This window comes from Halomonas dongshanensis (assembly GCF_024790395.1).
In the GTDB taxonomy this organism is placed as follows: domain Bacteria; phylum Pseudomonadota; class Gammaproteobacteria; order Pseudomonadales; family Halomonadaceae; genus Vreelandella; species Vreelandella dongshanensis.
Map to the genome: position 1 here is coordinate 443,139 of NZ_JAJISC010000003.1, position 21,431 is coordinate 464,569.

Here is a 21,431-nt window from a genome sequence, read left to right on the forward strand (position 1 = left end):
CTACCACCGCTTCAGGTGGAAAGGAGTAGTGATCGTGCGTGTCGCATAGACGCTGCATTGGCATCGACGAACCCTGCGGGGTCATCTACACTGTATTGCACTGCAGCATGATGCCGGATCCTGGAAACGGGTGCCTTGCCCTCTATTCTGGAGCGCTTATGAACGTTGGTTTCAACCCCTGGCTGTTTGCCTCCTCTGCTTCCGCGAGCTCTAACGCTACTAACGAAAACGCCTCATCCCCCTCTGCATCGATGATGGATCTGTTCGACCCCTTTGGCGTTGGCCGGGCGGCGTTCGATTACTGGCGGGACAGCGTCGAGCGCGGCGTGCTCTATCTCGATGTCATGCGCGAGCGGGGCAATCAGTATCTCGAGCACATGGAGCAGACCAAACCAAGCGTGCTGGGGTTTAAAAGCGAAGTGCTGATCGACGGGCGCGAGCTGCCCCAGCCAACCAACTACGAGCTTTTACGCGTGCTGCCACCCGAAGGCGTCGAGATCGACGAGAGCAAGCGCCCCTTCGTGGTGGTCGACCCGCGCGCCGGGCATGGTCCAGGCATTGGGGGCTTCAAACCCGACAGCGAACTGGGTGTTGCCTTACGTGCCGGGCATCCATGCTACTTCATCGGTTTTCTACCTTTTCCCGAGCCGGGCCAGGGCGTCGAAGACGTGGTCGAAGCCGAAATCGCTTTTTTGCGTCACGTCATCGAGCGCCATCCTGGCACCTCAGAAAAACCCATGGTAGTGGGCAACTGCCAGGCGGGCTGGCAGATCATGATGGCTGCAGCACTAGAGCCTGACCTCTTTGGTCCTATTCTGGTCGCTGGGGCGCCGCTTTCATATTGGGCCGGCGAGCGCGGTAACGCGCCGATGCGCTATACCGGCGGCATGACCGGCGGCAGCTGGATCACCGCCTTGACCAGCGACATGGGCAACGGGCTCTTCGATGGCGCTTGGCTGGTGCAAAACTTCGAGCGCCTCAACCCGGCCAATACCTACTGGAAAAAGCAGTACCACCTCTATGCCAACATCGACACCGAGTTCAAACGCTACCTCGACTTCGAGCGCTGGTGGGGCGGACACGTGGTGCTGGGCGGCGAAGAGATTCAATACATCGTCGATAACCTGTTCGTGGGCAATCGGCTCTCGACTGCTCAGTTGGTAACTCGCGACGGTCGACGGATCGACCTGCGCAATTTGCGCTCGCCGGTGGTGGTGTTTTGCTCACGCGGTGACGATATCACCCCGCCACCTCAGGCGCTGGGATGGATCCGCGATCTCTACGAAGGCGAAGAGGATATCGTCGCTAATGACCAAACCATCGTCTACTGTCAGCACGATAGCACTGGTCATTTGGGCATCTTCGTTTCGGGCAGTGTCTCGCGTAAGGAGCACACTGAATTCACCGCCAACATGGACTACATCGACGTGCTGCCGCCGGGGCTTTATGAAACCACGGCAACCCACGCCAAGGACCACCCCGGCGGCGATACGTTCGAGCGCGAGTACTTGCTCGAGTTCACGCCGCGCAGCTTCGATGAGCTCGACGAGGTGGTGAGGCACCGCCCCGATGACGACCGTCGCTTCGCCACCGTAGCGCGCATTTCGGAAATCAACCTGGGGTTCTATCGCCTTTACGTGCAGCCATGGATTCAGGCGGTGATGACGCCTGAGGCGGCGCGCTGGATTCGGCGCATGCACCCGATACGCTTGGGTTACAAGCTGCTTTCTGATCGCAACCCGTTATCCGTGCCTTTGCCGGTCATGGCTGACTGGGTGCGCCGCCAGCGCCATACGCTGGATGCAGACAACCCCTTCAAGCGTTTAGAAGAGATCGTCTCCGATCAGATCGTTGCGGGACTGAATGCATGGCGCGACGCGCGTGATGCCACTACCGAGCGCATCTTTCTCGATGTCTACGGGCAGCCACTGCTGCAGGCGGCCGTGGGGCTCTATGGTGATGCCCACGTGCATCGCCGCCGCCCGGGGGCTGAGCCTGAGCACCGGCGCTTCATCGAGCGCCGTAAGGAGGAGCTACGTCAGCGTATCGACGAAGGCGGCCCGCAGGCAGGATTGATGCGAGCGATCATCTATATTCTTGGCGGCGCGCCTGCCACCGATGAACGTAACTTCAAGCGTCTGCGCGCGTCGCGCCTGCAGCTCAACCCCGAAAGCAAGCTATGTGACTTCAAGCGTCTGGTGCGCGAGCAGTTCTTCATTCTCAAGCTCGACCGCGAACGCGCGTTGGCCGCACTGCCTAGTCTGCTAGGAGAAAATGATGGCGAGACGCTCGACGCGCATCTGCGCCATCTCGAAGAAGTGCTGGCCGCAAGCGGTGAGCTTTCGGAACAGGCTGCCGAGCGCTTCGATCAGGTGAAAGCGCTCTTCGAGCAGGTACGCTCGGCCTCGCAGGACGAGCTTGAGCAGCCAGAAACACGCGCCAAGACCGAGCCAGACGCTGAACCCTCATCGCCCCAGGCGCTGGCCGCGGCGGTGGCAGCTACCACGCAGTCGAAATCATCCTCCTCCAAAGGCGCAACAGCTAAACCTGTAGCGGCTAAAAATAAGGTGACTAAGGAAAAGGCCTCGGTTAAGGGCGACACGGTACGTAAACGCAGCGCCGTCAAGCCATCGGGCAGTGCCAATGGCAAAGATTAGCGTTGCCTTGGTTTCATCGCTTGAAAGAAAAGCCACGAAAATCGTCGCCACTATATAGGAGCAGCAAGAGGGATGTAGCACCACGCGGTGATGGCTTCGATAAAAATTTTGCCCCTGTCGTAAGACAGGGGCATTTTATTGGTACGGCGTTTTGTGGTTGCCGATCGCAGGCGCTGGGTCTAGTGTCTAGCTACGCAAACCGAGGTTCCCTTGGCTTAAGACGGTAGTGAACTGTCACTGTCTTGAGAATCGAAGCGCAAATAGGCCTTGACGTTTTTCGCTAGCGCTTGATCAAGGGCTAAGGTAGGGTAGGCGCATTTTTTTGAAGGGTGCTTTTTAAAGAGCTCTTTTTTGAAGCGCTTTTCGCCTAGGCCAATTCAACGGTCGCATATTCAACGCTCGAGCCTCTGAGGCTCGAACACCAGAAAAGTGGAGCACTATGGGCAAGTCACTGGTCATCGTCGAGTCGCCTGCCAAGGCCAAGACGATCAACAAATATCTCGGCAACGATTTCATCGTTAAGTCGAGTGTGGGTCATATCCGTGACCTGCCGACCAGCGGCTCGGGTAAGACGGCCTCCGATCCCAAGGAGCGCGCTCGCCAAGCCGCCGAGACCCGCAAAATGTCGGCGGAAGAGAAGGCCGTCTACAAAAAACGCAAGGCCCACGATCAACTGATCCGCCGCATGGGGATTGACCCCGAGCATGGCTGGAAGGCGCACTACGAGATTCTACCGGGCAAGGAAAAGGTCGTTACCGAGCTCAAGAAACTCGCCGAAAAGGCCGATGCCATCTATCTGGCTACGGATTTGGACCGCGAAGGGGAGGCGATTGCTTGGCACCTGCGCGAGACCATCGGCGGCGATGAACAGCGCTATAAGCGCGTGGTGTTCAACGAAATCACCAAAAACGCCATTCAGGATGCCTTCAAGGCGCCAGGGGCGTTGAACATTCCACGCGTCGAAGCTCAGCAGGCGCGGCGCTTTCTCGATCGCGTCGTCGGCTTCATGCTCTCACCGCTGCTGTGGGCCAAGATCGCCCGAGGGCTCTCGGCTGGTCGCGTTCAATCGGTGGCCGTGCGTTTAATCGTCGAGCGTGAGCGCGAAATTCGCGCTTTCATTCCCGAAGAGTTTTGGGATGTGCACGCTGACCTTGTTACCCCAGACGGTGAGGCGGTGCGTTTTGCCGTGGCCCGTCAGGACGGTAAGGCATTTCGGCCGACCTCCGAGAGCGAGACGCTGTCGCGTATTGCGCCTCTGAACGAGGCCAAGCTCGCCATCACCTCGCGCGAGGACAAGCCGACCCGCTCGAAGCCGACCGCGCCCTTTATCACCTCGACCCTACAGCAGGCCGCCAGCGGTCGTCTTGGCTTCTCGGTGAAGAAGACCATGACCATGGCCCAGCGGCTTTATGAAGCGGGTTACATCACCTATATGCGTACCGACTCGACCAACCTCTCAACGGAAGCGGTCGAGAGCGTGCGCAGCTATATTGCGGAAAACTTCGGCGCGCGGTATCTACCTGATAGTCCCAACCGCTACAGCAGCAAGGAGAGCGCGCAGGAGGCTCACGAAGCGATTCGTCCGTCGAGCGTCGAGCGCAAGGCGAGCGATCTAGCGGGTATGGAGCGCGATGCCGAACGACTCTACGAACTGATCTGGCGTCAGTTCGTGGCCTGTCAAATGACGCCTGCCGAATACCTCTCCAGCACGCTGTCGGTCGATGTGGCAGGTTTTGAGTTGCGAGCCAAAGGCCGCGTGCTCAAATTCGACGGCTATACCCGGGTGATGAAGCCCTCGGGCAAGAACGAAGATCAGTCCTTACCAGATCTAGCCACGGGCACGCCGCTGACGCTCGATGCGCTCGATCCGCAGCAGCACTTCACCAAGCCTGCGGCGCGCTACACCGAGGCGAGCCTGGTTAAAGAGTTGGAGAAGCAGGGGATCGGGCGGCCCTCCACGTATGCAGCGATCATTTCGACGATTCAGGATCGCGGCTACGTCAAGCTGGAAAATCGGCGTTTTTATGCCGAAAAGCTAGGCGATATCGTTACCGAACGTCTCAAGGAGTCTTTCCCCGACCTGATGGACTACTCCTTCACTGCGCGTATGGAGGATAGTCTCGATGAGGTCGCCGACGGTGAGCGCAACTGGCAGGCGCTGCTCGATGCCTTCTATGCCGAGTTCAGCGCCGAGCTTAGCAAAGCCGAAAGCGATGAGGGCATGCGCCCCAACCAGCCGGTACCTACGGATATCGACTGTCCCAGCTGTGGGCGCAAGATGCAGATTCGTACCGCCTCGACGGGCGTTTTTCTCGGCTGCAGTGGCTACAATCTGCCGCCCAAGGAGCGCTGCAAGACCACCATCGATTTGATCCCCGGTGAGGAAGCCGTGGCTGCCGACGCGGGGGAAGAGGCCGAAACCGACGCCCTGCGCGCCAAGCGCCGCTGCCATAAGTGCGGCACGGCGATGGATAGCTACTTAATCGACGAAACGCGCAAGCTGCATATCTGTGGTGATAGCCCCGACTGCGATGGCTACGAGATCGAAACCGGTCGTTTCAAAATCAAAGGCTACGATGGCCCGGTCATCGAGTGCGATAAGTGCGGCAGCGAAATGCAGCTCAAGTCCGGGCGCTTCGGCAAGTACTTCGGCTGCACCAATAGCGAGTGCAAGAACACCCGCAAGCTATTGCGTAGCGGCGACGTTGCTCCGCCCAAGATGGACCCCATCCCAATGCCAGAGCTTGCCTGCCAAAAAGTCGACGACACCTACGTGCTGCGCGATGGTGCTAGCGGACTTTTTCTCGCTGCGAGTAAGTTTCCCAAAAACCGCGAAACGCGCCCGCCCTTGGTCAAAGAGCTCAAGGCCCATGCCGATGAGCTGCCCGAGAAGTATCACTTCCTGCTCCAGGCGCCCAGTGAAGATAGCGACGGCCGCCCGGCGCAGATTCGCTACTCGCGCAAGAACAAGGAACAGTACGTGATGACCGAAGAGGAAGGTAAGGCGAGCGGTTGGAAAGCCACCTATGAAGCGGGTAAATGGCACGTGGAGGATAAGCGCAAGTGACCCCACGCGGACGCACCAATCAGCTGCTCTATCAGGCCGAAGTGCTGCTTGCCACACCCGTGGGCGACGATGAGCATGCGCCTGCCCGTCGCCTTGCTCTGCAAGAGGGGGCGTTGGCGCTGTTCGAGCTTGCGCTGAATTCGCTGTTGCGCGAAGTGACCGAGCATGCCCGGTTGCCACGCCATGATTGGCGTCTGCTACTAGGCGTAGAAGGGCCCGCGCTCGCTGAACTGGAGCGGCTGCGTGATTTGGCGCGTCAAGAGAGTTGGTTGGGTTGGCTCATTGCCCAACTCGAGCGGCTGCACGATATCGACGGTGCCAGTGAGCGACGCGCGCCCGTGCGCGAGCAATTCATTGCGGTGTCGGCATCGACCTCCCTCGAACAGACGCTGCTGGATCAACTCGCGGCCGCCAAGCGCGACATTGCCGCACTGCGTGAGACCAGCTTCGAATGGTAGCGGCTTAACGCTTTCCCATTGTGTTAGTGGCCCGCTTTGTGCGGGTCGCTTGCGTTAGGAGTTGCGCCGCTTGGGGCAGAGTGAACTCTAAGGCGGCCGCGTTGCCTTAAAAGCGCAGTGACACGCTTTCACCCCATCGACGTAAGGAGACATAGATGCGCTATAACACCGTTAAGGATTTGATCGACTGGGCCATCGGTTTTCATGAGCGCATGGCACATCAGTATCGCGATGCGGCGGCGACGGCAAAGTCTCGTGACGAGCGCTTGGCCATGGCGCTCGATTACCTCTCTGACCGCGAACTCAAGTTGAAGTCGGGGCTGGAAACGCTTACTCACGATGGTTTCGACCACCGCGAAGTACTTGACACCTGGTTCGATGAAACCGGCGAGTTTCCCGAGCCACCTGCACTGGATGCGTTGGCAGAGCGCCCAGTGGCGGACTCCATCGATGCCCTCATGCGCACCGCAGCCGATGAGCACGAGCGGCTTGAATCGCTCTATCGTCATCGCGCCGAGCAGGCGGGGATCGAACCTGAGGAGGAGTTCTTTACCGCCCTGGCCGATGGTCACAATGCCGAAGGCAAGCGCATGGTCATGAGCTTAAAAGAGCTGCAAAGCATGTAACAGAGCCTGGCGCTCTTGCAGAAAAATGCGTTTTGGCGCTGACAGGCGCGGTGGCGATAAGGTATAACAGCGCAGTCATACACCGCTTGCCTGCTTGGGCTTGCCTACGTCGAGAGTCGTCATGTCATATGTCAATCGCCGCCGATTCCTGGCCATGGCGCTAGGCTGGCCTGTAGTGGCCCATGCCAGCCCCGTTATTCCCAGTGTCAATACGCAGCCCGTCGACTTGGTCGAAACGCTTCTCGCACGTGCGCCCGTGCCGCGGCACAGCGGCGAGCTCTGGGTGCTCGTCGATGACCGTGATTCGACGCTGAGCATCTTTCGTGGCAGCGCCCTGCTCGAACGCTTCACACCGGTTTCTTTGGGGCGTGGCGGCGCCAAGACGCAGAGAATCAGTGGTGGCAACGTGACGCCGCTCGGCGAATTTCGCATTAACCGCTTCAATTATCAAAGTCGCTGGCATATTTTCCTCGGGATCGATTATCCTACGCCGCCTCATGCGCGCATGGCCCTCGAAAACGGTATCTACTCCCAAGCGGACTATGAAGCCTACTTCGATTACTACCGTCGCCATGGCTACCCACCGCAGAATACGCGTCTCGGTGGTGCCATCGGTATCCACGGTCTGGGCCAGGCGGACCCCGATATTCATGGGCGTTTCAACTGGACGCAGGGGTGCGTAGCGCTCACCAACGAGCAAATCGATACGCTTGCATCGCTTGTCAATGTTGGCACTCGCGTGGTGATCCGCTAAGCTTATGTCGTTGAAAGAAGTTATAGGTTTTGAAGGAACGGCTCTAGACAACCGCTGTGGTCTATAATAAAACAGCGTTTGACTTCTGTGCTTCTCGGCACGAGTCGTTGTAAGGAACCTGCACCGCAGGTAGGCAATGCAGGCACCGCTTGTTTGCATACCACTAACGTTGTATCCAAGGAAGACTCAAGGAGAACACTATGACTCTGAAGACTACTCTGAAGCTGACCGCTGCTGCCGCTTCTCTGGCCGTTCTGGCTGGCTGTGCTTCTACCAGCGCTCTGGAAGAAGTTCGCATGACTGCTGAATCTGCCCAGGCTGACGCTGCTGAAGCTCGCAGCATGGCTTCTCAGGCCCTGAACACTGCAAACCAAGCTCAGCGCGACGCGCAAGCCGCTCTGCAGCTGTCTGAGCAGAACCGCGAAGAAATGAACCGCATGTTCCAGCGCTCTATGCAGAAGTAATTCTGCTTGGGCATCATGCGGCCTTGCGCCGCATGGTGGCTGGAGATGTAAAAAACCCCGCCAATTGGCGGGGTTTTTTTGTGGGCGCTATTTTGAGCGTTTGTCTTCGTTCTTCTCGTTACTGCGTTTGCGTAGGCGAAACGACATCATGGCCAGCGCGTGGCGCTGGCCATAGGATCACGAAGCGTTTTGCTCGCCTTCTACGGCGGCGTTGAGCTCGATCTGTTCGAACAGGCTGTCAGCTGGTGTTTCAGCTTCGGCAGGCGCTACGGGGGCTGCCTGAGGGCCGTATAGGGCGATGAAGCTGCCATCGGGTGATTCGACGGCCTGACGCACCAATTCATCGTCGATCTCGATGTTTTCATCGCTCATCGCCGTTACCTGCTCCAGCGCGTTACGAATCGGCTCGAAATCACCTACGTTCTCCTCCAACTGCGGGAAGGATTGAACGTAGAGGGTGCCATCGGCAGCCCAGCCGACCTTGAAGGGCGAATCGATCAGGTTGACCTGAGTATTGCTGGGAACCCGGTTGTAGAGCGATTCGATGTCCTCGGGGTACATGCGAATACAGCCACGGCTTGCCCGCATGCCTACGCCGTCAGGACGGTTGGTGCCGTGAATCAGGTAGCTCGGCAGCCCCAGCAAGATGGCGTGACGGCCCAGAGGATTGTCGGGACCCGGTGGAACCACGCTGGGTGCCGGTTCGCCTCGCTCGGCAGCTTCACGGCGCATGGAGGCGGGAGGGGACCACGCCGGATCCTTGACCTTGACGGTAGTGCGGGTAATGCCTACCGGTGTTGAAAAGCCGTCACGGCCGACGCTTACCGGGTAGGTTTCGACGATGCCGGGCTTGTCTGCCGGGTAGTAGTAGAGGCGCAGCTCAGACAAGTTGATCACGATACCTTCGCGCGGCGCCGCAGGCAGGATGTACTGGGCCGGAATGACGATCTCGGTGCCTTCACCCGGTACCCACATACTCACCCCAGGATTGGCCATGCGCATCTCTTCGAAGCCAACGTTATGGCGCCGGGCGATGTCCATTAGCGTTTCGCTAGGGTCTTCCACGGTGATGGTGTAGCGCTGCCCAATGACGCTGCCTTCTTCGGGAATGCGGTAGTTGCCACGAGGTAGTTCGTTTTCTTGGCCCCCGAGCTGTTCGGCGCTAGCCAGCGCCTGCTCGTTAAGTGCTGCTGTGCCCTCGCTGTCGGATTGTGCGTAGACCGGCGAGGCAAGGCTCGCGGCCATCAATACCGCCAGGCTGGTGGGACCCCAGGTAGTGAGGATTTGACGAATGTTCATGTAAGTTCCTAATCGATTGATCCACGACTTACGTACCCAATGCCCTAGGGCGTTGGCTTGGTATAAGTCTGGGCCAAGTTTCACGCGGCCGCTACCTTTTGATTGAGCGCGGAGAGCAGAGCTTCAAGCTGTTGGAAGCGCTTGTCGACCGTTTCCATTGGCAATTCAAAACGTAGCGTATCGGAGCCATCCAAACGAAAGTGCTGCGATTGGGTCTGTATAAGTTTGACCAGTGTCAGCGGATCGACCTGCGTGTTCGTCTCGAACAGCACCCGTCCCCGCGTCTCGCCCGCCTCGATGCGCCGTATGCCTAGCGCCTCGGCACGCTGACGCAATAGCGTCTGACGTATGAGGTTCTTGAGCGGCAAAGGCAGCAGCCCGAAACGGTCGATGAGTTCCACTTGCAACTCTTTAAGCTCTCCAGCGCTTTGCGTATTGGCGATGCGTTTATACATCACCAGGCGCTGTTGTACATCATGAATGTAGTCGTCAGGGATCAACGCGGGCAGATTGAGGCTGATTTCGACCCCAGTGTGGAAGGGCGCTTCGATATTGGGTGTCTTGCCCGCACGAATTGCCTTCACCGCGCGATCCAGCATCTCCATATAGAGGGTGTAACCAATGGTCTCCATCTGACCGCTCTGCTCGTCGCCCAGAAGCTCACCGGCGCCGCGAATCTCCATGTCGTGGCTGGCGAGGGTGAAGCCCGCGCCAAGATCGTTGGACGCGCTGATTGCCTCCAGCCGTTTGACGGCATCGCGGGTCATCGCCTTGGGTGAAGGCGTGAGCAGATAGGCATACGCCTGATGGTGGCTACGCCCAACGCGACCGCGTAGTTGGTGAAGCTGGGCCAGGCCAAACTTATCGGCGCGCTCGATGATGATGGTATTGGCGCTGGGCACATCGATACCGGTCTCGACGATGGTCGAGCACACTAGTACGTTGAAACGGCGATGGTAAAAGTCCGACATTACCCGCTCGAGGCTGCGCTCTGGCAGCTGGCCGTGAGCGATGCCGACCCGCGCTTCGGGAATCAGCTCGCGAATGCGCTCGGCGGCGTTTTCGATCGTCTTCACTTCGTTGTGCAGCACGTAGGCTTGGCCGCCACGTAAGATTTCGCGCAGCAGTGCCTCCTTGACGATGCTGTCGTCGCGTTGCTGAACGAAGGTCTTCACCGACAGGCGCCGCGCTGGCGGTGTGGCAATGATGGAGAGATCACGAATGCCGCTCATCGCCATGTTCAGCGTGCGTGGAATCGGCGTTGCGGTGAGGGTAAGAATGTCGACCTCGGCGCGTAGCGACTTGAGCTTCTCTTTTTGCGCGACACCAAAGCGGTGCTCTTCGTCGATGATCAGTAGGCCCATCTGCGGCAGCTTGACGCTATTGGAGAGCAGCTTATGGGTGCCGATGACGATATCGGTCTTGCCTGCTTCGATATTGGCAAGCGCCGCGCTCATCTCCTTACCCGAGGTAAAGCGCGATAGCAGGCTGATGGTAACGGCGGTATCGGCGAAGCGGTCGCGGAAGTTCTCGAAGTGCTGCCGCGCCAATAGCGTGGTGGGTACCAATACAACCACCTGGCGGCCCGATTGCACGGCAAGGAAGGCTGCGCGCATTGCCACCTCGGTCTTGCCGAAGCCGACGTCACCGCACACCACGCGATCCATGGGCTGGGGTGAGGTCATATCGGCAATGACCGCTTCGATGGCAGCGCGCTGATCAGGTGTCTCTTCGAAGGGGAAGGTGCCGGCAAAGCGGGCGTACTCGGCGTCGGGTGCGTCGTATACGGTGCCCTCTTGCGCTTCGCGACGGGCGTAGATGTCGAGAAGCTCAGCGGCAGTGTCGCGAATCTTCTCGGCGGCTTTGCGTCGCGCTTTTTCCCACTGATCCGATCCTAGCTTGTGCAGCGGCGCATGCTCGTCCTCGGCACCGCTGTAGCGAGAGATCAGGTGCAGGCTATCCACGGGCACGTAGAGTTTGGCGCCGTCGGCGTAGGAGAGGGCAAGAAACTCGTTGGCCTGTCCGCCTGCTTCTAGTGTCTCTAGTCCCAGATAGCGGCCTACGCCGTGGGCCTGTTGCACCACCGGCGCGCCGGGTCGGAGCTCGGAGAGATGGCGAATGGCGAATTCGTTGTCGTCGGTGGCTTTTTCGCGGCGGCGGCTCTGGCGCACGATGTCACCAAAAAGCTCGCTTTCGCTAACCACCGCGATGCGAGGCTCGGTGAGCCAAAGACCACTGGCGATGCTGCCTTCGGTGATGGCAAGCGGTGTATCACCTGTGAGGAAGGCTTCGAAGCTTTCGCAGTGGGGTAGGGCGCGCTTGAGTGGGGCTAGGGTCTCTTCCAGCGCTTCGCGGCGCCCTCGTGTTTCGGCGACGATAAGCACGCGGGTGTCGGTGTGGGCATCCAGGAAGTGATTAAAGGCGCTGAGCGGCTCGCGGGCACGGGCGTCGATGGCAAGTGTGGGCAGCACTTCGGCGGCGGGCGCTTTAGCGTGGCGCTGGTTGGGGTCTTCGCTGAGCTCGATGCGCGGGCGCTGCTTGATGCCAGCAAAAATCTCGGCCACCGGAAAGAACGCGCGATGCGGTGGCAGTAGCGGGCGCGTCGGGTCGACGCCGAGGTTGGCGTAGCGCGCCTCGATGCTGCGCCAGTGCTGTTCGGCAGCCTCTTGAACGCCGGGCAGTAGAGCGACGCGGGTCGCCGCATCGACGTGGTCGAACAGCGAAGCCGTCTCTTCGAAAAATAGCGGCAGATACTGCTCGAGCCCCGGCGAGGGGATGCCCTTGAGCGCATCGTTGTACAGAGGGCACTGGCGCGGGTCGACGTCGAAGAGCGTTTCGAAGCGCTCGCGAAAGCAGGCAATGGCGCTGCGGCTCAATGAGTACTCATGAGCGGGTAATAGCTCGATGGCATCGAGCTTGTCGGTGGAGCGCTGGGTGCCCGGGTCGAAGTAGCGCAGGGTGTCGATCTCGTCGTCGAAGAGGTCGATACGAATCGGTGCCTCGGTGCCCATGGCGTAGAGATCGATCAAGGCCCCACGCATGGCGTATTCACCGGGCTCGTAAACGGTCTCTACTGCCCTATATCCGGCGCGAGCGAGGGCATCGCGAAACTGCTCGCGGTCCAGGCGGGCGCCGGTCTTGAGGCTCATTACCCGCCCGGCGATATAGTCGACCGGCGGCAGGCGCTGCATTAGGGTATTGATGGGCACCAAGACGATGCCGTGAACGCCATCTTGTAGTTGGCGCAGCGTTTTGAGCCGCGCCGAGACGATGTCCTGATGGGGCGAAAAACTGTCATAGGGCAGCGTTTCCCAGTCGGGAAAGGGCAGGATCGGCACGCGACTATAAAAGGCCAGATCCTGTTCGAGCTGCTGGGCGCTTGCCGTGCTGGGGGTGATGATCAGTAGCGGCTGGCTCGCGGCTACGCGCGAAAGCGCAAGGGCCGTGGCGCTGCCCGGCGGCGAGCGCCAATAGAGCGTCTCACGGATGCCGTGCGGCTGGGGTGGATCGAGTAGGGAAAAGGTCGACATGGTGGGTGTGATCGACATAGATAAGTGTACATAGTAGGTGTACGGGGAGGCGACGCTGGCGCCTGAGCGTAAGCTCATGATACACGAACGTAGCGCGCCTTGAGACGCAGATTGCAAGCTTGTAGTCAATCCCTCATTTCTGTAATACCCCTACACCAAGTGCGACCATCCATTCATTGCAGCCTTTCTAATGCCTCGCGATAATAGTCCTTGCCTATCGAATGATCGCCAATGCTAAGGGCGTACTTTGTTTTTTGGTAGGTGCTTATTTAGATTAGTGTTTTTCACTAGTTGTGTGATGTCTCCCTTACTCAATGAGGCTGCCCGTGAGTCAATCGACGCCCGATAACGTTTTTCAGCAATGGCAAAACAATGAAGCACTAGCAGAGCAAATGATCCCTCTGGTGGGGCGTCTGTATCGCCAGAACAACGTTGTCGCCACCATGTTCGGGCGTTCGTTGATCAAGCGGTCGGTCATCCGCATTCTCAAGGATCACCGCTTCGTGCGTAAGCTCGAAGGCACCGAGCTCTCGGTCGCGGATACGTTCGCTATCGTTGAGGCGTTGGTCGAGCTGAACCTGGCCCCGGCCCACGTCGATGTGGGCAAGTTGGCGGTGATGTTCAAAAAGCAGGGTGGCGGCGATCTCAATGCTTTCTTGCGCAAAGAACTTGCCGAAATCGTCGATGGCTACCGTGAGGGCGCCAGTACCGGCGAGCCGCAGGACGTCGTGCTCTATGGCTTTGGGCGTATCGGTCGCTTACTAGCGCGTATCCTGGTCGAGAAGGCGGGCGGCGGTAACCTTTTGCGCCTACGCGCCATCGTCGTACGCGGTCGCGGCGACGTCGCCAAGGATCTAGAGAAGCGCGCCAGCCTGCTGCGGCGTGATTCCGTCCATGGGCCGTTCGATGGCACCATCGTGGTCGATGCCGAGGCGCGTACGCTCACGGTCAACGGTAACGTCATTCAGGTCATCTACGCCGATTCACCCAGCGAGATCGACTACACCGCTTACGGCATCGATAACGCCGTTATCGTCGATAATACCGGTATTTGGCGCGACGAAGCGGGTCTGGGTCAGCACCTGGCCTGCAACGGCGCGGCCAAGGCGCTGCTGACGGCTCCTGGCAAGGGCGATATCAAAAACGTCGTTTTTGGCATCAACCACGAGACCATTGGCAGCGACGACCGCATCGTGTCAGCGGCTTCTTGTACCACCAATGCCATCGTGCCGGTGCTTAAAGTGCTCAACGACGAGTTCGGGGTGGTGACCGGCCACGTCGAGACCGTTCACGCCTATACCAACGACCAGAATCTGATCGACAACTACCATAAGGGTGACCGTCGCGGCCGTAGCGCGGCGCTGAATATGGTGTTGACCGAAACGGGCGCGGCCAAAGCGGTCGCCAAGGCGCTACCGGAGCTTGAAGGCAAGCTCACCGGCAACGCCATTCGCGTGCCCACGCCTAACGTCTCGATGGCAATTCTCAATCTGACGCTGGAGAAGGGGACCGATGCGGCCTCCCTCAACGACTATCTGCGCCGTATGTCGATCGACTCCGCCTACCAGAAACAGATCGATTTCGTCGATTCACCCGAAGTGGTGTCATCAGACTTCGTGGGTAACCGTCACGCCGGTATCGTCGATGCCAAGGCCACCATCGCCAATGGCAATCACGTCGTGGTCTACGTTTGGTACGACAACGAGTTCGGTTACAGCTGTCAGGTCGTGCGCATTCTTCAGCACATGTCCAACGTTCGCTTTTTAAAGCTGCCGCATCAAGCTCACTGAGTATTAACGGTGCGCGTTGATTAAGCGTGTTCTTAATTGTTAGTGCATTATACTAAAGTATTAGCGTCGCTGAGTGCGGCGCTTTTTTTTGCGCCAAATCAAGCGTTATTTCTTTGCTCGCTGCCCTTTAGGGAGAGGGAGGGCTGTAGTCATTGCCGATGCTTATCTTTATAATACGGAAGATTTTTCGGGGTGGTTCGGGCCTTGCCTGAGCCTGACTGGTAACAATCTGACACCCAACAAGAATTCGAATCCATTCGAACCCCTACCTTCGTTTATCCGATCCATCAACTGGGCGAGACTATGATCGAAGTCAAAAAAGGCCTGGATCTCCCCATCACGGGAGCGCCCGAGCAGCGTATCGATGATGCGCAGCCCGCGCGCCACGTGGCAATCCTGGGTACCGACTACGTTGGCATGAAGCCGACCATGGAAGTTCAGGAAGGGGATAAGGTCAAATTAGGCCAATTGCTCTTCACCGACAAGAAAACTGAGGGCGTGCGTTTCACCGCGCCGGCCTCTGGTGAAGTGCTGGCCATCAACCGTGGCGAAAAACGTCGACTGCTCTCCGTGGTCATTAAAGTCGACGAGAATGAAGAGGCGATCACCTTCGCTTCCCATGAGCGCAGCGCTCTGGCACAGCTGGACCGTCAGGTGGTCGTCGACCAACTGGTCGAATCCGGTCTTTGGACCGCGCTGCGTACCCGTCCTTTCTCACGTACACCGGCCAGCGACAGTACGCCTAGCGACATCTTCGTAACGGCCATCGATACGCATCCGTTGAGTGCAGATCCTAGCATCATCATCAACGAAAACCCGCAGGCGTTCGAAGATGGTTTGGCGGTGCTAACACGCCTGACGCAGGGTAAGGTTTTCCTGTGTACTGGCGCTGGTGCCTCTATTCCCGGTGGCGATGTGGCCGGTGTTCAGGTGCAAGAGTTTGGCGGACCGCACCCGGCAGGTCTGGTCGGCACGCATATCCACTATCTCTCGCCGGTAGCGCTGCACAAGCGCGTGTGGCACATCGGCTATCAGGATGTCATCGCTTTTGGCAAGCTCTTCGTCGAAGGCAAGCTGGACATGACGCGTATCGTCGCTGTGGGTGGCCCGCGCGCTGAAAAGCCGCGTCTGCTCCGTACCCGCGTTGGCGCCAGCACTGACGAGCTTTTGGCTGGTGAAATCAAAAGTCCCGAAGATACCCGGGTAATTTCGGGTTCGGTGTTTTCGGGCTTTGCCGCCGAAGGGCATCTGACCTACGTTGGCCGCTTCAGTAACCAGATCAGCCTGCTCGAAGAAGGCAACAAGCGCTCGTTCATGGGCTGGATGTCGATGGGCGCCAAGCGTCACTCGGTTCTCGGCATTTATATGTCGCGCTTTACAGGTCTCAAGGATTACGCCCCGACCACCTCCACCAACGGCTCCGAGCGTGCCATGGTGCCGGTAGGCTCGTATGAAGCGGTCATGCCGCTGGATATCCTACCGACACAGCTACTGCGTTCGCTGATCGTGGGTGACATCGAAGTGGCCATGCAGCTGGGATGTCTCGAGCTCGACGAAGAGGATCTGGCGCTGTGTACCTACGTTTGCCCCGGCAAATACGAGTACGGCCCCATCCTGCGTGACAATCTCACCATGATCGAGAAAGAGGTCTGATGATGGGCATTCGCCAAACACTCGACAATCTCGAACCGCATTTCCATAAAGGCGGCAAATACGAAAAGTTCTATCCCCTTTACGAGGCGGTAGACACCATCTTCTATTCGCCCCCTTCGGTGGCCAAGACCACGGCTCACGTGCGTGACGGTATCGACCTCAAGCGCATCATGATCACCGTCTGGCTGTGCACCTTCCCAGCGATGTTCTTCGGTATGTGGAACGCCGGTTGGCAGACCAACGTCGCGATCGACTCTGGCTATGCCGCGCTTGAAGGCTGGCGCGAAACGCTGTTCCTGCTTATTGCGGCAGGGCATGATCCCGGTAGCTTGTGGTCGAACTTCGCCCTGGGCGCGGTCTACTTCCTGCCGATTTATCTGGTGACTTTCGCCGTCGGTGGCTTCTGGGAAGTGCTCTTCGCCATCAAGCGCGGCCATGAGGTCAACGAAGGCTTCTTCGTTACGTCGGTGCTCTACGCCTTGATCCTCCCGGCGACCATTCCGCTCTGGCAAGTGGCGCTGGGTATCACCTTCGGCGTAGTCATTGGTAAAGAGATATTCGGCGGTACCGGCAAGAACTTCCTCAACCCGGCGCTTACTGGCCGTGCTTTCCTCTACTTTGCTTACCCGGCGCAAATCTCGGGCGATGCGGTATGGGTCGCGGCAGATGGCTACACCGGTGCCACGGCACTCTCCATGACCTTCCAAGAAGGGATGGATACCATGACCAACAGCTTTAGCTGGTGGGATGCCTTCATCGGTTACGTACCGGGCTCGGTAGGTGAGGTATCGACCCTGGCCATCCTGATCGGTGCGGCGGTACTGCTTTGGACGCGTATTGCCTCCTGGCGTATCATGCTGGGTGTGTTCCTTGGCATGGTCGCGGCCAGCTCGCTGTTTAACCTGATTGGCTCCGACACCAACGCCATGTTCGCCATGCCGTGGTACTGGCACCTGGTAGTGGGCGGCTTCGCTTTTGGTATGGTCTTCATGGCGACCGACCCGGTGTCCGCTTCGATGACTACCCAAGGTCGCCTGGTCTTCGGCGTCTTGATCGGCGTCATGACCGTCTTGATCCGCGTTGTCAACCCGGCCTTCCCTGAGGGCATCATGCTGGCGATCCTGTTCGCTAACCTGTTCGCACCGCTGATCGACCATTTCTTTGTCCAGGCCAACATCAAACGTCGCGTCAAGCGTACCGGCGTACCGGCCGAGGAGACTGCCTAATGGCACAAGGCAACAACTCGATCAAAAAGATTCTGACCGTCGCACTCGCGCTGTGTATCGTCTGCTCGGTCATCGTCTCGACCGCAGCGGTAGCGCTGCGTCCGGCCCAGCAGCTCAATCAGGAGTTGGATCGTAAGACCAATATCTTGAGCGTCGCCGGACTCTATGAGCCCGGTATGGACGTCGAATCCGCTTTCGGCGACATCACCGCGCGCGTGGTCGACCTGCGCACCGGTGAATACTCTGAGGAGTTCGATCCGGATACCTACGACCAGTTCCAGGCCTCACGTGATCCGGCCTCTTCGCGCACTCTGTCGGGTGAGCGCGATATCGCCGGTCTTTCACGCCAGGAGAACTATGCAACGGTCTATCTGGTAGGCGATGCCGACTCCCCTGAGCAGATCATTCTGCCGATTCGCGGTCAGGGTCTGTGGGGTCTGATGCGTGGTTATCTGTCGGTGGAAGGCGACGGCGACACGCTCGTTGGTATCACCTACTATGAGCACAGTGAAACGCCAGGGCTGGGTGCGGAAGTCAACAATCCGCGCTGGCAGGCTCAGTGGGAAGGCAAGAAGATCTATCCTGACGAGCAGAGCCTGACGCCCGCCATTCGCGTTGCGCGTGGCAGCGGCAGCGGTGACCATCAGGTCGATGGCCTGTCCGGTGCGACGCTGACCAGCAACGGTGTCACCAACATGGTTCAATTCTGGTTGAGCCCAGAAGGTTTCGGTAATTACCTGGCCAATTTCCGTGAGGGTGTAAGCCCGGAAGAGGCGCAGGATGCCGACGTCGAACTTGAAGCTGAAGGAGCCTGATCATGGCAGACGTCACACCTAAAGGTGTCCTGACGACGCCGTTGACGAAGAACAACCCCATTGCGCTGCAAATCCTGGGGATCTGTTCGGCGCTGGCGGTAACCACCAGCATGAGCGTTGCGCTGGTCATGTCGCTAGCCGTTATCTTCGTTACAGCGTTCTCCAATTTCTTCGTTTCGTTGATTCGTAACCACATCCCGTCGTCGATCCGGATCATCGTGCAGATGACCATCATCGCGTCGTTGGTCATCGTGGTCGACCAGTTGCTCAAGGCCTACGCCTACGAGATGTCCAAGCAGCTCTCGGTGTTCGTCGGTCTGATCATTACTAACTGTATAGTTATGGGTCGTGCCGAAGGCTTCGCCATGACCAACACCCCGGGTATGTCCTTCCTGGACGGTGTAGGTAACGGCTTGGGATATGGTCTGGTACTGATGATCGTCGGCTTCTTCCGCGAACTGTTCGGCGCGGGTAGCGTTTTCGGCTTCACTATTCTGGAGACCGTACAAAATGGTGGCTGGTATGTGCCTAACGGCCTGCTGCTGCTGCCGCCGTCAGCCTTCTTTATCATCGGTCTTATGATCTGGGTGCTGCGTTCGCTCCACCCCGAGCAGGTCGAAGATAACGAGTTCAAGATGAAGGAAAACACCAAGCCGAAGGAGGCCGTGTAAGATGGAGCACTATATTAGCCTTTTCGTTGCTTCGGTCTTCGTCGAGAACATGGCGCTGGCCTTCTTCTTGGGCATGTGTACCTTCCTAGCGGTTTCCAAAAAGGTCTCCTCGGCCTTTGGCTTGGGTATCGCCGTCGTCGTGGTACTGACGATTACCGTGCCGGTCAACAACCTGATTCTGAACGGGCTGCTCGCCGAAGGCGCGCTAACCTGGACAGGCATCGAAGGTGCCGAGAATATCGATCTGACCTTCCTGGGTCTGCTCTCCTATATCGGCGTCATCGCGGCCCTGGTTCAGATCCTCGAGATGTTCCTCGACAAGTACGTGCCTGCGCTTTACAACGCGCTGGGCGTGTTCCTGCCGCTGATCACCGTTAACTGCGCCATCCTCGGTGGTACGCTCTTCATGGTCGAGCGTAACTACAATATAGGTGAAGCGACGGTATACGGTTTGGGCGCAGGCGTCGGCTGGGCGCTGGCGATCACCGCGCTGGCGGGGATTCGCGAGAAGCTCAAGTACAGCGACGTGCCCGGTGGTTTGCAGGGGCTCGGCATCACGTTCATCACCGTTGGCCTGATGTCGCTGGGCTTCATGTCCTTCTCCGGCATCCAGCTCTAAGACGACGGAACGGGTTTTCCCGGCGGTGCTGGAAAGGCCGCCGGGCAACAGGAAACCTACAGCTATAGGAAACCGACATGGTTGATACATCTGTCATCTTGCTCGGTGTGGTCATGTTCACCGTGGTCGTTATCGGCCTCGTCATGGTGATCCTGGCGGCACGCAGCAAGCTCGTGAGCAGCGGGGACGTGACTATCGAAGTCAACGGTGATCCCGAGCATACGCTCACTACCCAAGCTGGCGGCAAGCTGCTCAACACGCTCGCGGCCAACGGCATCTTCCTCTCATCTGCCTGTGGTGGCGGTGGTTCCTGCGCCCAGTGTAAGTGTAAGGTCGAAGAAGGCGGTGGCTCCATCCTGCCGACCGAAGAGTCGCACTTCACCATGCGTGAGAAGAAAGAGGGCTGGCGCCTCTCTTGCCAGGTGCCGGTCAAGCAAGATATGAAGATCGAGGTGCCCGAGGAGGTCTTCGGGGTCAAGAAGTGGGAGTGCGAGGTCATCGCCAACCCCAACGTCGCGACCTTCATCAAGGAGCTCAACCTCAAACTGCCGGAAGGCGAAGAGGTGGCGTTCCGTGCCGGTGGCTACGTGCAGTTGGTGGCACCGCCCTACGATATCAAGTTCTCCGATTTCGACATCGAGGACGAGTATCGTGGCGACTGGGATAACTTCGACCTGTTCAAGATTTCCCACAAGAACAACGAGGAAGTCATTCGCGCATACTCCATGGCGAACTACCCTGAAGAGAAGGGTATCCTCAAGTTCAACATCCGTATCGCCACGCCGCCGCCGCGCACCAATCATCCGCCCGGCCTGATGTCGACCTACGTCTTCAGCCTGAAGCCGGGTGATAAAGTCACGGTGATGGGGCCCTTTGGTGAATTCTTTGCCAAGGACACCGATGCCGAGATGGTCTTCATCGGCGGTGGTGCCGGTATGGCACCGATGCGTAGCCACATCTTCGACCAGCTCAAGCGCCTGCAGACCAAGCGTAAGATGTCCTTCTGGTACGGTGCGCGTTCCTGGCGCGAGACCTTCTACAACGAAGAGTACGACCAGTTGGCCGAAGAGTTCGACAACTTCGAGTGGCACTTGGCGCTCTCCGATCCGCAGCCGGAAGACAACTGGGAAGGCCCGACAGGCTTCATCCATAACGTGCTGTACGAAAACTATCTGAAGGACCACCCGGCGCCGGAAGATTGTGAGTACTACATGTGTGGGCCGCCTATGATGAACGCCTCCGTGATCAAGATGCTGCTCGATCTTGGGGTTGAACCCGAAAACATCCTGTTGGATGACTTCGGCGGTTAATCACGCTGAATAGGGTAACGGGGCTGGCCAGTAGGCTGGCCCCTTTCCTTACCAGGGTGTGGACCATAAAGCTGGCGTATATAAGCCGGGGGGCGTGCAAGTATCGATGACCTAACGATCTGCGCCGTTCAGGGCACTCAACGTGCTCTACGCTGTCTGTAGAATAAGCAAGTGCGATGCCAGCATGTGGGCATGTCGACACTTCGACTGATGACCTTCATCGGGAGGCAATATGGCAATTTGGTTACTGGTATTCGGAATTATGGCGCTGATTATGGGCGCAATGGCGGTGGGCGTGATCATGGGACGTAAGCCCATTGCAGGCTCTTGCGGCGGTCTCAACCAGATCGGCATGAAAGATGGCTGCGACATTTGCGGTGGCAAGGATGAGGTCTGCGAAGAAGAGAACCGTAAACGTGGCGGGCTACGCCGCCGCAGCGATGAAAGCCGTGGCGCGGACCTAGGTTACGACATCACTCGCCGCTAGAAAGG

16 protein-coding genes are annotated in these 21,431 nt (G+C 58.5%); 14 read left to right on the forward strand and 2 right to left on the reverse strand.

Features of this window, described 5'->3' with window-relative positions; genetic code table 11:
• Positions 1 to 158 precede the first annotated feature (158 nt).
• The 6 genes from LLY24_RS08830 to LLY24_RS08855 all read left to right on the forward strand — a co-directional run bounded on the left by LLY24_RS08830 (position 159) and on the right by LLY24_RS08855 (position 8,026).
• On the forward strand, positions 159 to 2,657 hold the full coding sequence (locus tag LLY24_RS08830) for a DUF3141 domain-containing protein (RefSeq protein WP_259035911.1): 2,499 nt from the start codon (positions 159 to 161) through the stop codon (positions 2,655 to 2,657).
• Between the two features lie 439 nt (positions 2,658 to 3,096).
• Positions 3,097 to 5,724, forward strand: coding sequence for a type I DNA topoisomerase (topA, locus tag LLY24_RS08835; protein ID WP_259035912.1), 2,628 nt, complete (start codon positions 3,097 to 3,099; stop codon positions 5,722 to 5,724).
• Entirely contained in the window at positions 5,721 to 6,182 is a 462-nt protein-coding gene (locus tag LLY24_RS08840; RefSeq protein WP_259035913.1) for a DUF6586 family protein, read from the forward strand. The genes topA and LLY24_RS08840 overlap by 4 nt, the downstream gene beginning before the upstream one ends.
• A 155-nt stretch (positions 6,183 to 6,337) precedes the next feature.
• Positions 6,338 to 6,808: a 2-hydroxyacyl-CoA dehydratase gene (locus LLY24_RS08845; RefSeq protein ID WP_259035914.1), complete on the forward strand. Its 471-nt coding sequence runs from the start codon at positions 6,338 to 6,340 to the stop codon at positions 6,806 to 6,808.
• Positions 6,809 to 6,929: 121 nt separating this feature from the next.
• Positions 6,930 to 7,562, forward strand: coding sequence for a L,D-transpeptidase family protein (locus tag LLY24_RS08850; RefSeq protein ID WP_259035915.1), 633 nt, complete (start codon positions 6,930 to 6,932; stop codon positions 7,560 to 7,562).
• A gap of 200 nt (positions 7,563 to 7,762) precedes the next feature.
• Positions 7,763 to 8,026, forward strand: coding sequence for an Lpp/OprI family alanine-zipper lipoprotein (locus tag LLY24_RS08855; RefSeq protein ID WP_259035916.1), 264 nt, complete (start codon positions 7,763 to 7,765; stop codon positions 8,024 to 8,026).
• 177 nt (positions 8,027 to 8,203) lie between these two features.
• Here LLY24_RS08855 and LLY24_RS08860 read toward each other — a convergent pair whose 3' ends face one another.
• Both LLY24_RS08860 and mfd read right to left on the reverse strand, forming a co-directional pair.
• A complete protein-coding gene (locus LLY24_RS08860; protein ID WP_259035917.1) occupies positions 8,204 to 9,325 on the reverse strand; it encodes a L,D-transpeptidase family protein in 1,122 nt (373 codons plus the stop codon).
• A gap of 80 nt (positions 9,326 to 9,405) precedes the next feature.
• The gene (gene mfd, locus LLY24_RS08865; protein ID WP_259035918.1) at positions 9,406 to 12,855 is read right to left on the reverse strand and encodes a transcription-repair coupling factor; all 3,450 of its coding nucleotides are present in this window, start codon (positions 12,853 to 12,855) and stop codon (positions 9,406 to 9,408) included.
• A 326-nt stretch (positions 12,856 to 13,181) separates the two neighbouring features.
• Here mfd and LLY24_RS08870 point away from each other — a divergent pair, with 326 nt between their 5' ends.
• The 8 genes from LLY24_RS08870 to nqrM all read left to right on the forward strand — a co-directional run bounded on the left by LLY24_RS08870 (position 13,182) and on the right by nqrM (position 21,426).
• The gene (locus LLY24_RS08870) at positions 13,182 to 14,645 is read left to right on the forward strand and encodes a glyceraldehyde-3-phosphate dehydrogenase (protein WP_259035919.1); all 1,464 of its coding nucleotides are present in this window, start codon (positions 13,182 to 13,184) and stop codon (positions 14,643 to 14,645) included.
• A gap of 303 nt (positions 14,646 to 14,948) precedes the next feature.
• Entirely contained in the window at positions 14,949 to 16,298 is a 1,350-nt protein-coding gene (locus tag LLY24_RS08875) for a Na(+)-translocating NADH-quinone reductase subunit A (protein WP_259035920.1), read from the forward strand.
• Complete coding sequence (locus LLY24_RS08880) at positions 16,298 to 17,524, forward strand: NADH:ubiquinone reductase (Na(+)-transporting) subunit B (protein WP_259035921.1); 1,227 nt, start codon at positions 16,298 to 16,300, stop codon at positions 17,522 to 17,524. The genes LLY24_RS08875 and LLY24_RS08880 overlap by 1 nt, the downstream gene beginning before the upstream one ends.
• Positions 17,524 to 18,339 carry a Na(+)-translocating NADH-quinone reductase subunit C gene (locus tag LLY24_RS08885; RefSeq protein ID WP_259035922.1) on the forward strand — a complete coding sequence of 272 codons (816 nt, stop codon included), beginning with the start codon at positions 17,524 to 17,526 and terminating at the stop codon, positions 18,337 to 18,339. The genes LLY24_RS08880 and LLY24_RS08885 overlap by 1 nt, the downstream gene beginning before the upstream one ends.
• 2 nt (positions 18,340 to 18,341) lie before the next feature.
• On the forward strand, positions 18,342 to 19,010 hold the full coding sequence (locus LLY24_RS08890; RefSeq protein WP_259035923.1) for an NADH:ubiquinone reductase (Na(+)-transporting) subunit D: 669 nt from the start codon (positions 18,342 to 18,344) through the stop codon (positions 19,008 to 19,010).
• Between the two features lies 1 nt (position 19,011).
• Positions 19,012 to 19,629: an NADH:ubiquinone reductase (Na(+)-transporting) subunit E gene (nqrE, locus tag LLY24_RS08895; protein WP_259035924.1), complete on the forward strand. Its 618-nt coding sequence runs from the start codon at positions 19,012 to 19,014 to the stop codon at positions 19,627 to 19,629.
• A 77-nt stretch (positions 19,630 to 19,706) separates the two neighbouring features.
• Positions 19,707 to 20,939, forward strand: coding sequence for an NADH:ubiquinone reductase (Na(+)-transporting) subunit F (gene nqrF / locus LLY24_RS08900; RefSeq protein ID WP_259035925.1), 1,233 nt, complete (start codon positions 19,707 to 19,709; stop codon positions 20,937 to 20,939).
• A gap of 232 nt (positions 20,940 to 21,171) precedes the next feature.
• On the forward strand, positions 21,172 to 21,426 hold the full coding sequence (gene nqrM / locus LLY24_RS08905) for a (Na+)-NQR maturation NqrM (protein ID WP_259035926.1): 255 nt from the start codon (positions 21,172 to 21,174) through the stop codon (positions 21,424 to 21,426).
• The last annotated feature ends 5 nt before the right edge of the window (positions 21,427 to 21,431 follow it).

Bases quoted from the DNA above. Each gene is read 5' to 3' on its own strand.
- LLY24_RS08830 (WP_259035911.1), top strand. From the start codon at position 159: ATGAACGTTGGTTTCAACCCCTGGCTGTTTGCCTCCTCTGCTTCCGCG.
- nqrF (WP_259035925.1), top strand. From the start codon at position 19,707: ATGGTTGATACATCTGTCATCTTGCTCGGTGTGGTCATGTTCACCGTG.
- LLY24_RS08860 (WP_259035917.1), bottom strand. From the start codon at position 9,325: ATGAACATTCGTCAAATCCTCACTACCTGGGGTCCCACCAGCCTGGCG.
- nqrE (WP_259035924.1), top strand. From the start codon at position 19,012: ATGGAGCACTATATTAGCCTTTTCGTTGCTTCGGTCTTCGTCGAGAAC.
- LLY24_RS08850 (WP_259035915.1), top strand. From the start codon at position 6,930: ATGTCATATGTCAATCGCCGCCGATTCCTGGCCATGGCGCTAGGCTGG.
- mfd (WP_259035918.1), bottom strand. From the start codon at position 12,855: ATGTCGACCTTTTCCCTACTCGATCCACCCCAGCCGCACGGCATCCGT.
- topA (WP_259035912.1), top strand. From the start codon at position 3,097: ATGGGCAAGTCACTGGTCATCGTCGAGTCGCCTGCCAAGGCCAAGACG.
- LLY24_RS08885 (WP_259035922.1), top strand. From the start codon at position 17,524: ATGGCACAAGGCAACAACTCGATCAAAAAGATTCTGACCGTCGCACTC.
- nqrM (WP_259035926.1), top strand. From the start codon at position 21,172: ATGGCAATTTGGTTACTGGTATTCGGAATTATGGCGCTGATTATGGGC.
- LLY24_RS08890 (WP_259035923.1), top strand. From the start codon at position 18,342: ATGGCAGACGTCACACCTAAAGGTGTCCTGACGACGCCGTTGACGAAG.
- LLY24_RS08855 (WP_259035916.1), top strand. From the start codon at position 7,763: ATGACTCTGAAGACTACTCTGAAGCTGACCGCTGCTGCCGCTTCTCTG.
- LLY24_RS08875 (WP_259035920.1), top strand. From the start codon at position 14,949: ATGATCGAAGTCAAAAAAGGCCTGGATCTCCCCATCACGGGAGCGCCC.
- LLY24_RS08845 (WP_259035914.1), top strand. From the start codon at position 6,338: ATGCGCTATAACACCGTTAAGGATTTGATCGACTGGGCCATCGGTTTT.
- LLY24_RS08880 (WP_259035921.1), top strand. From the start codon at position 16,298: ATGATGGGCATTCGCCAAACACTCGACAATCTCGAACCGCATTTCCAT.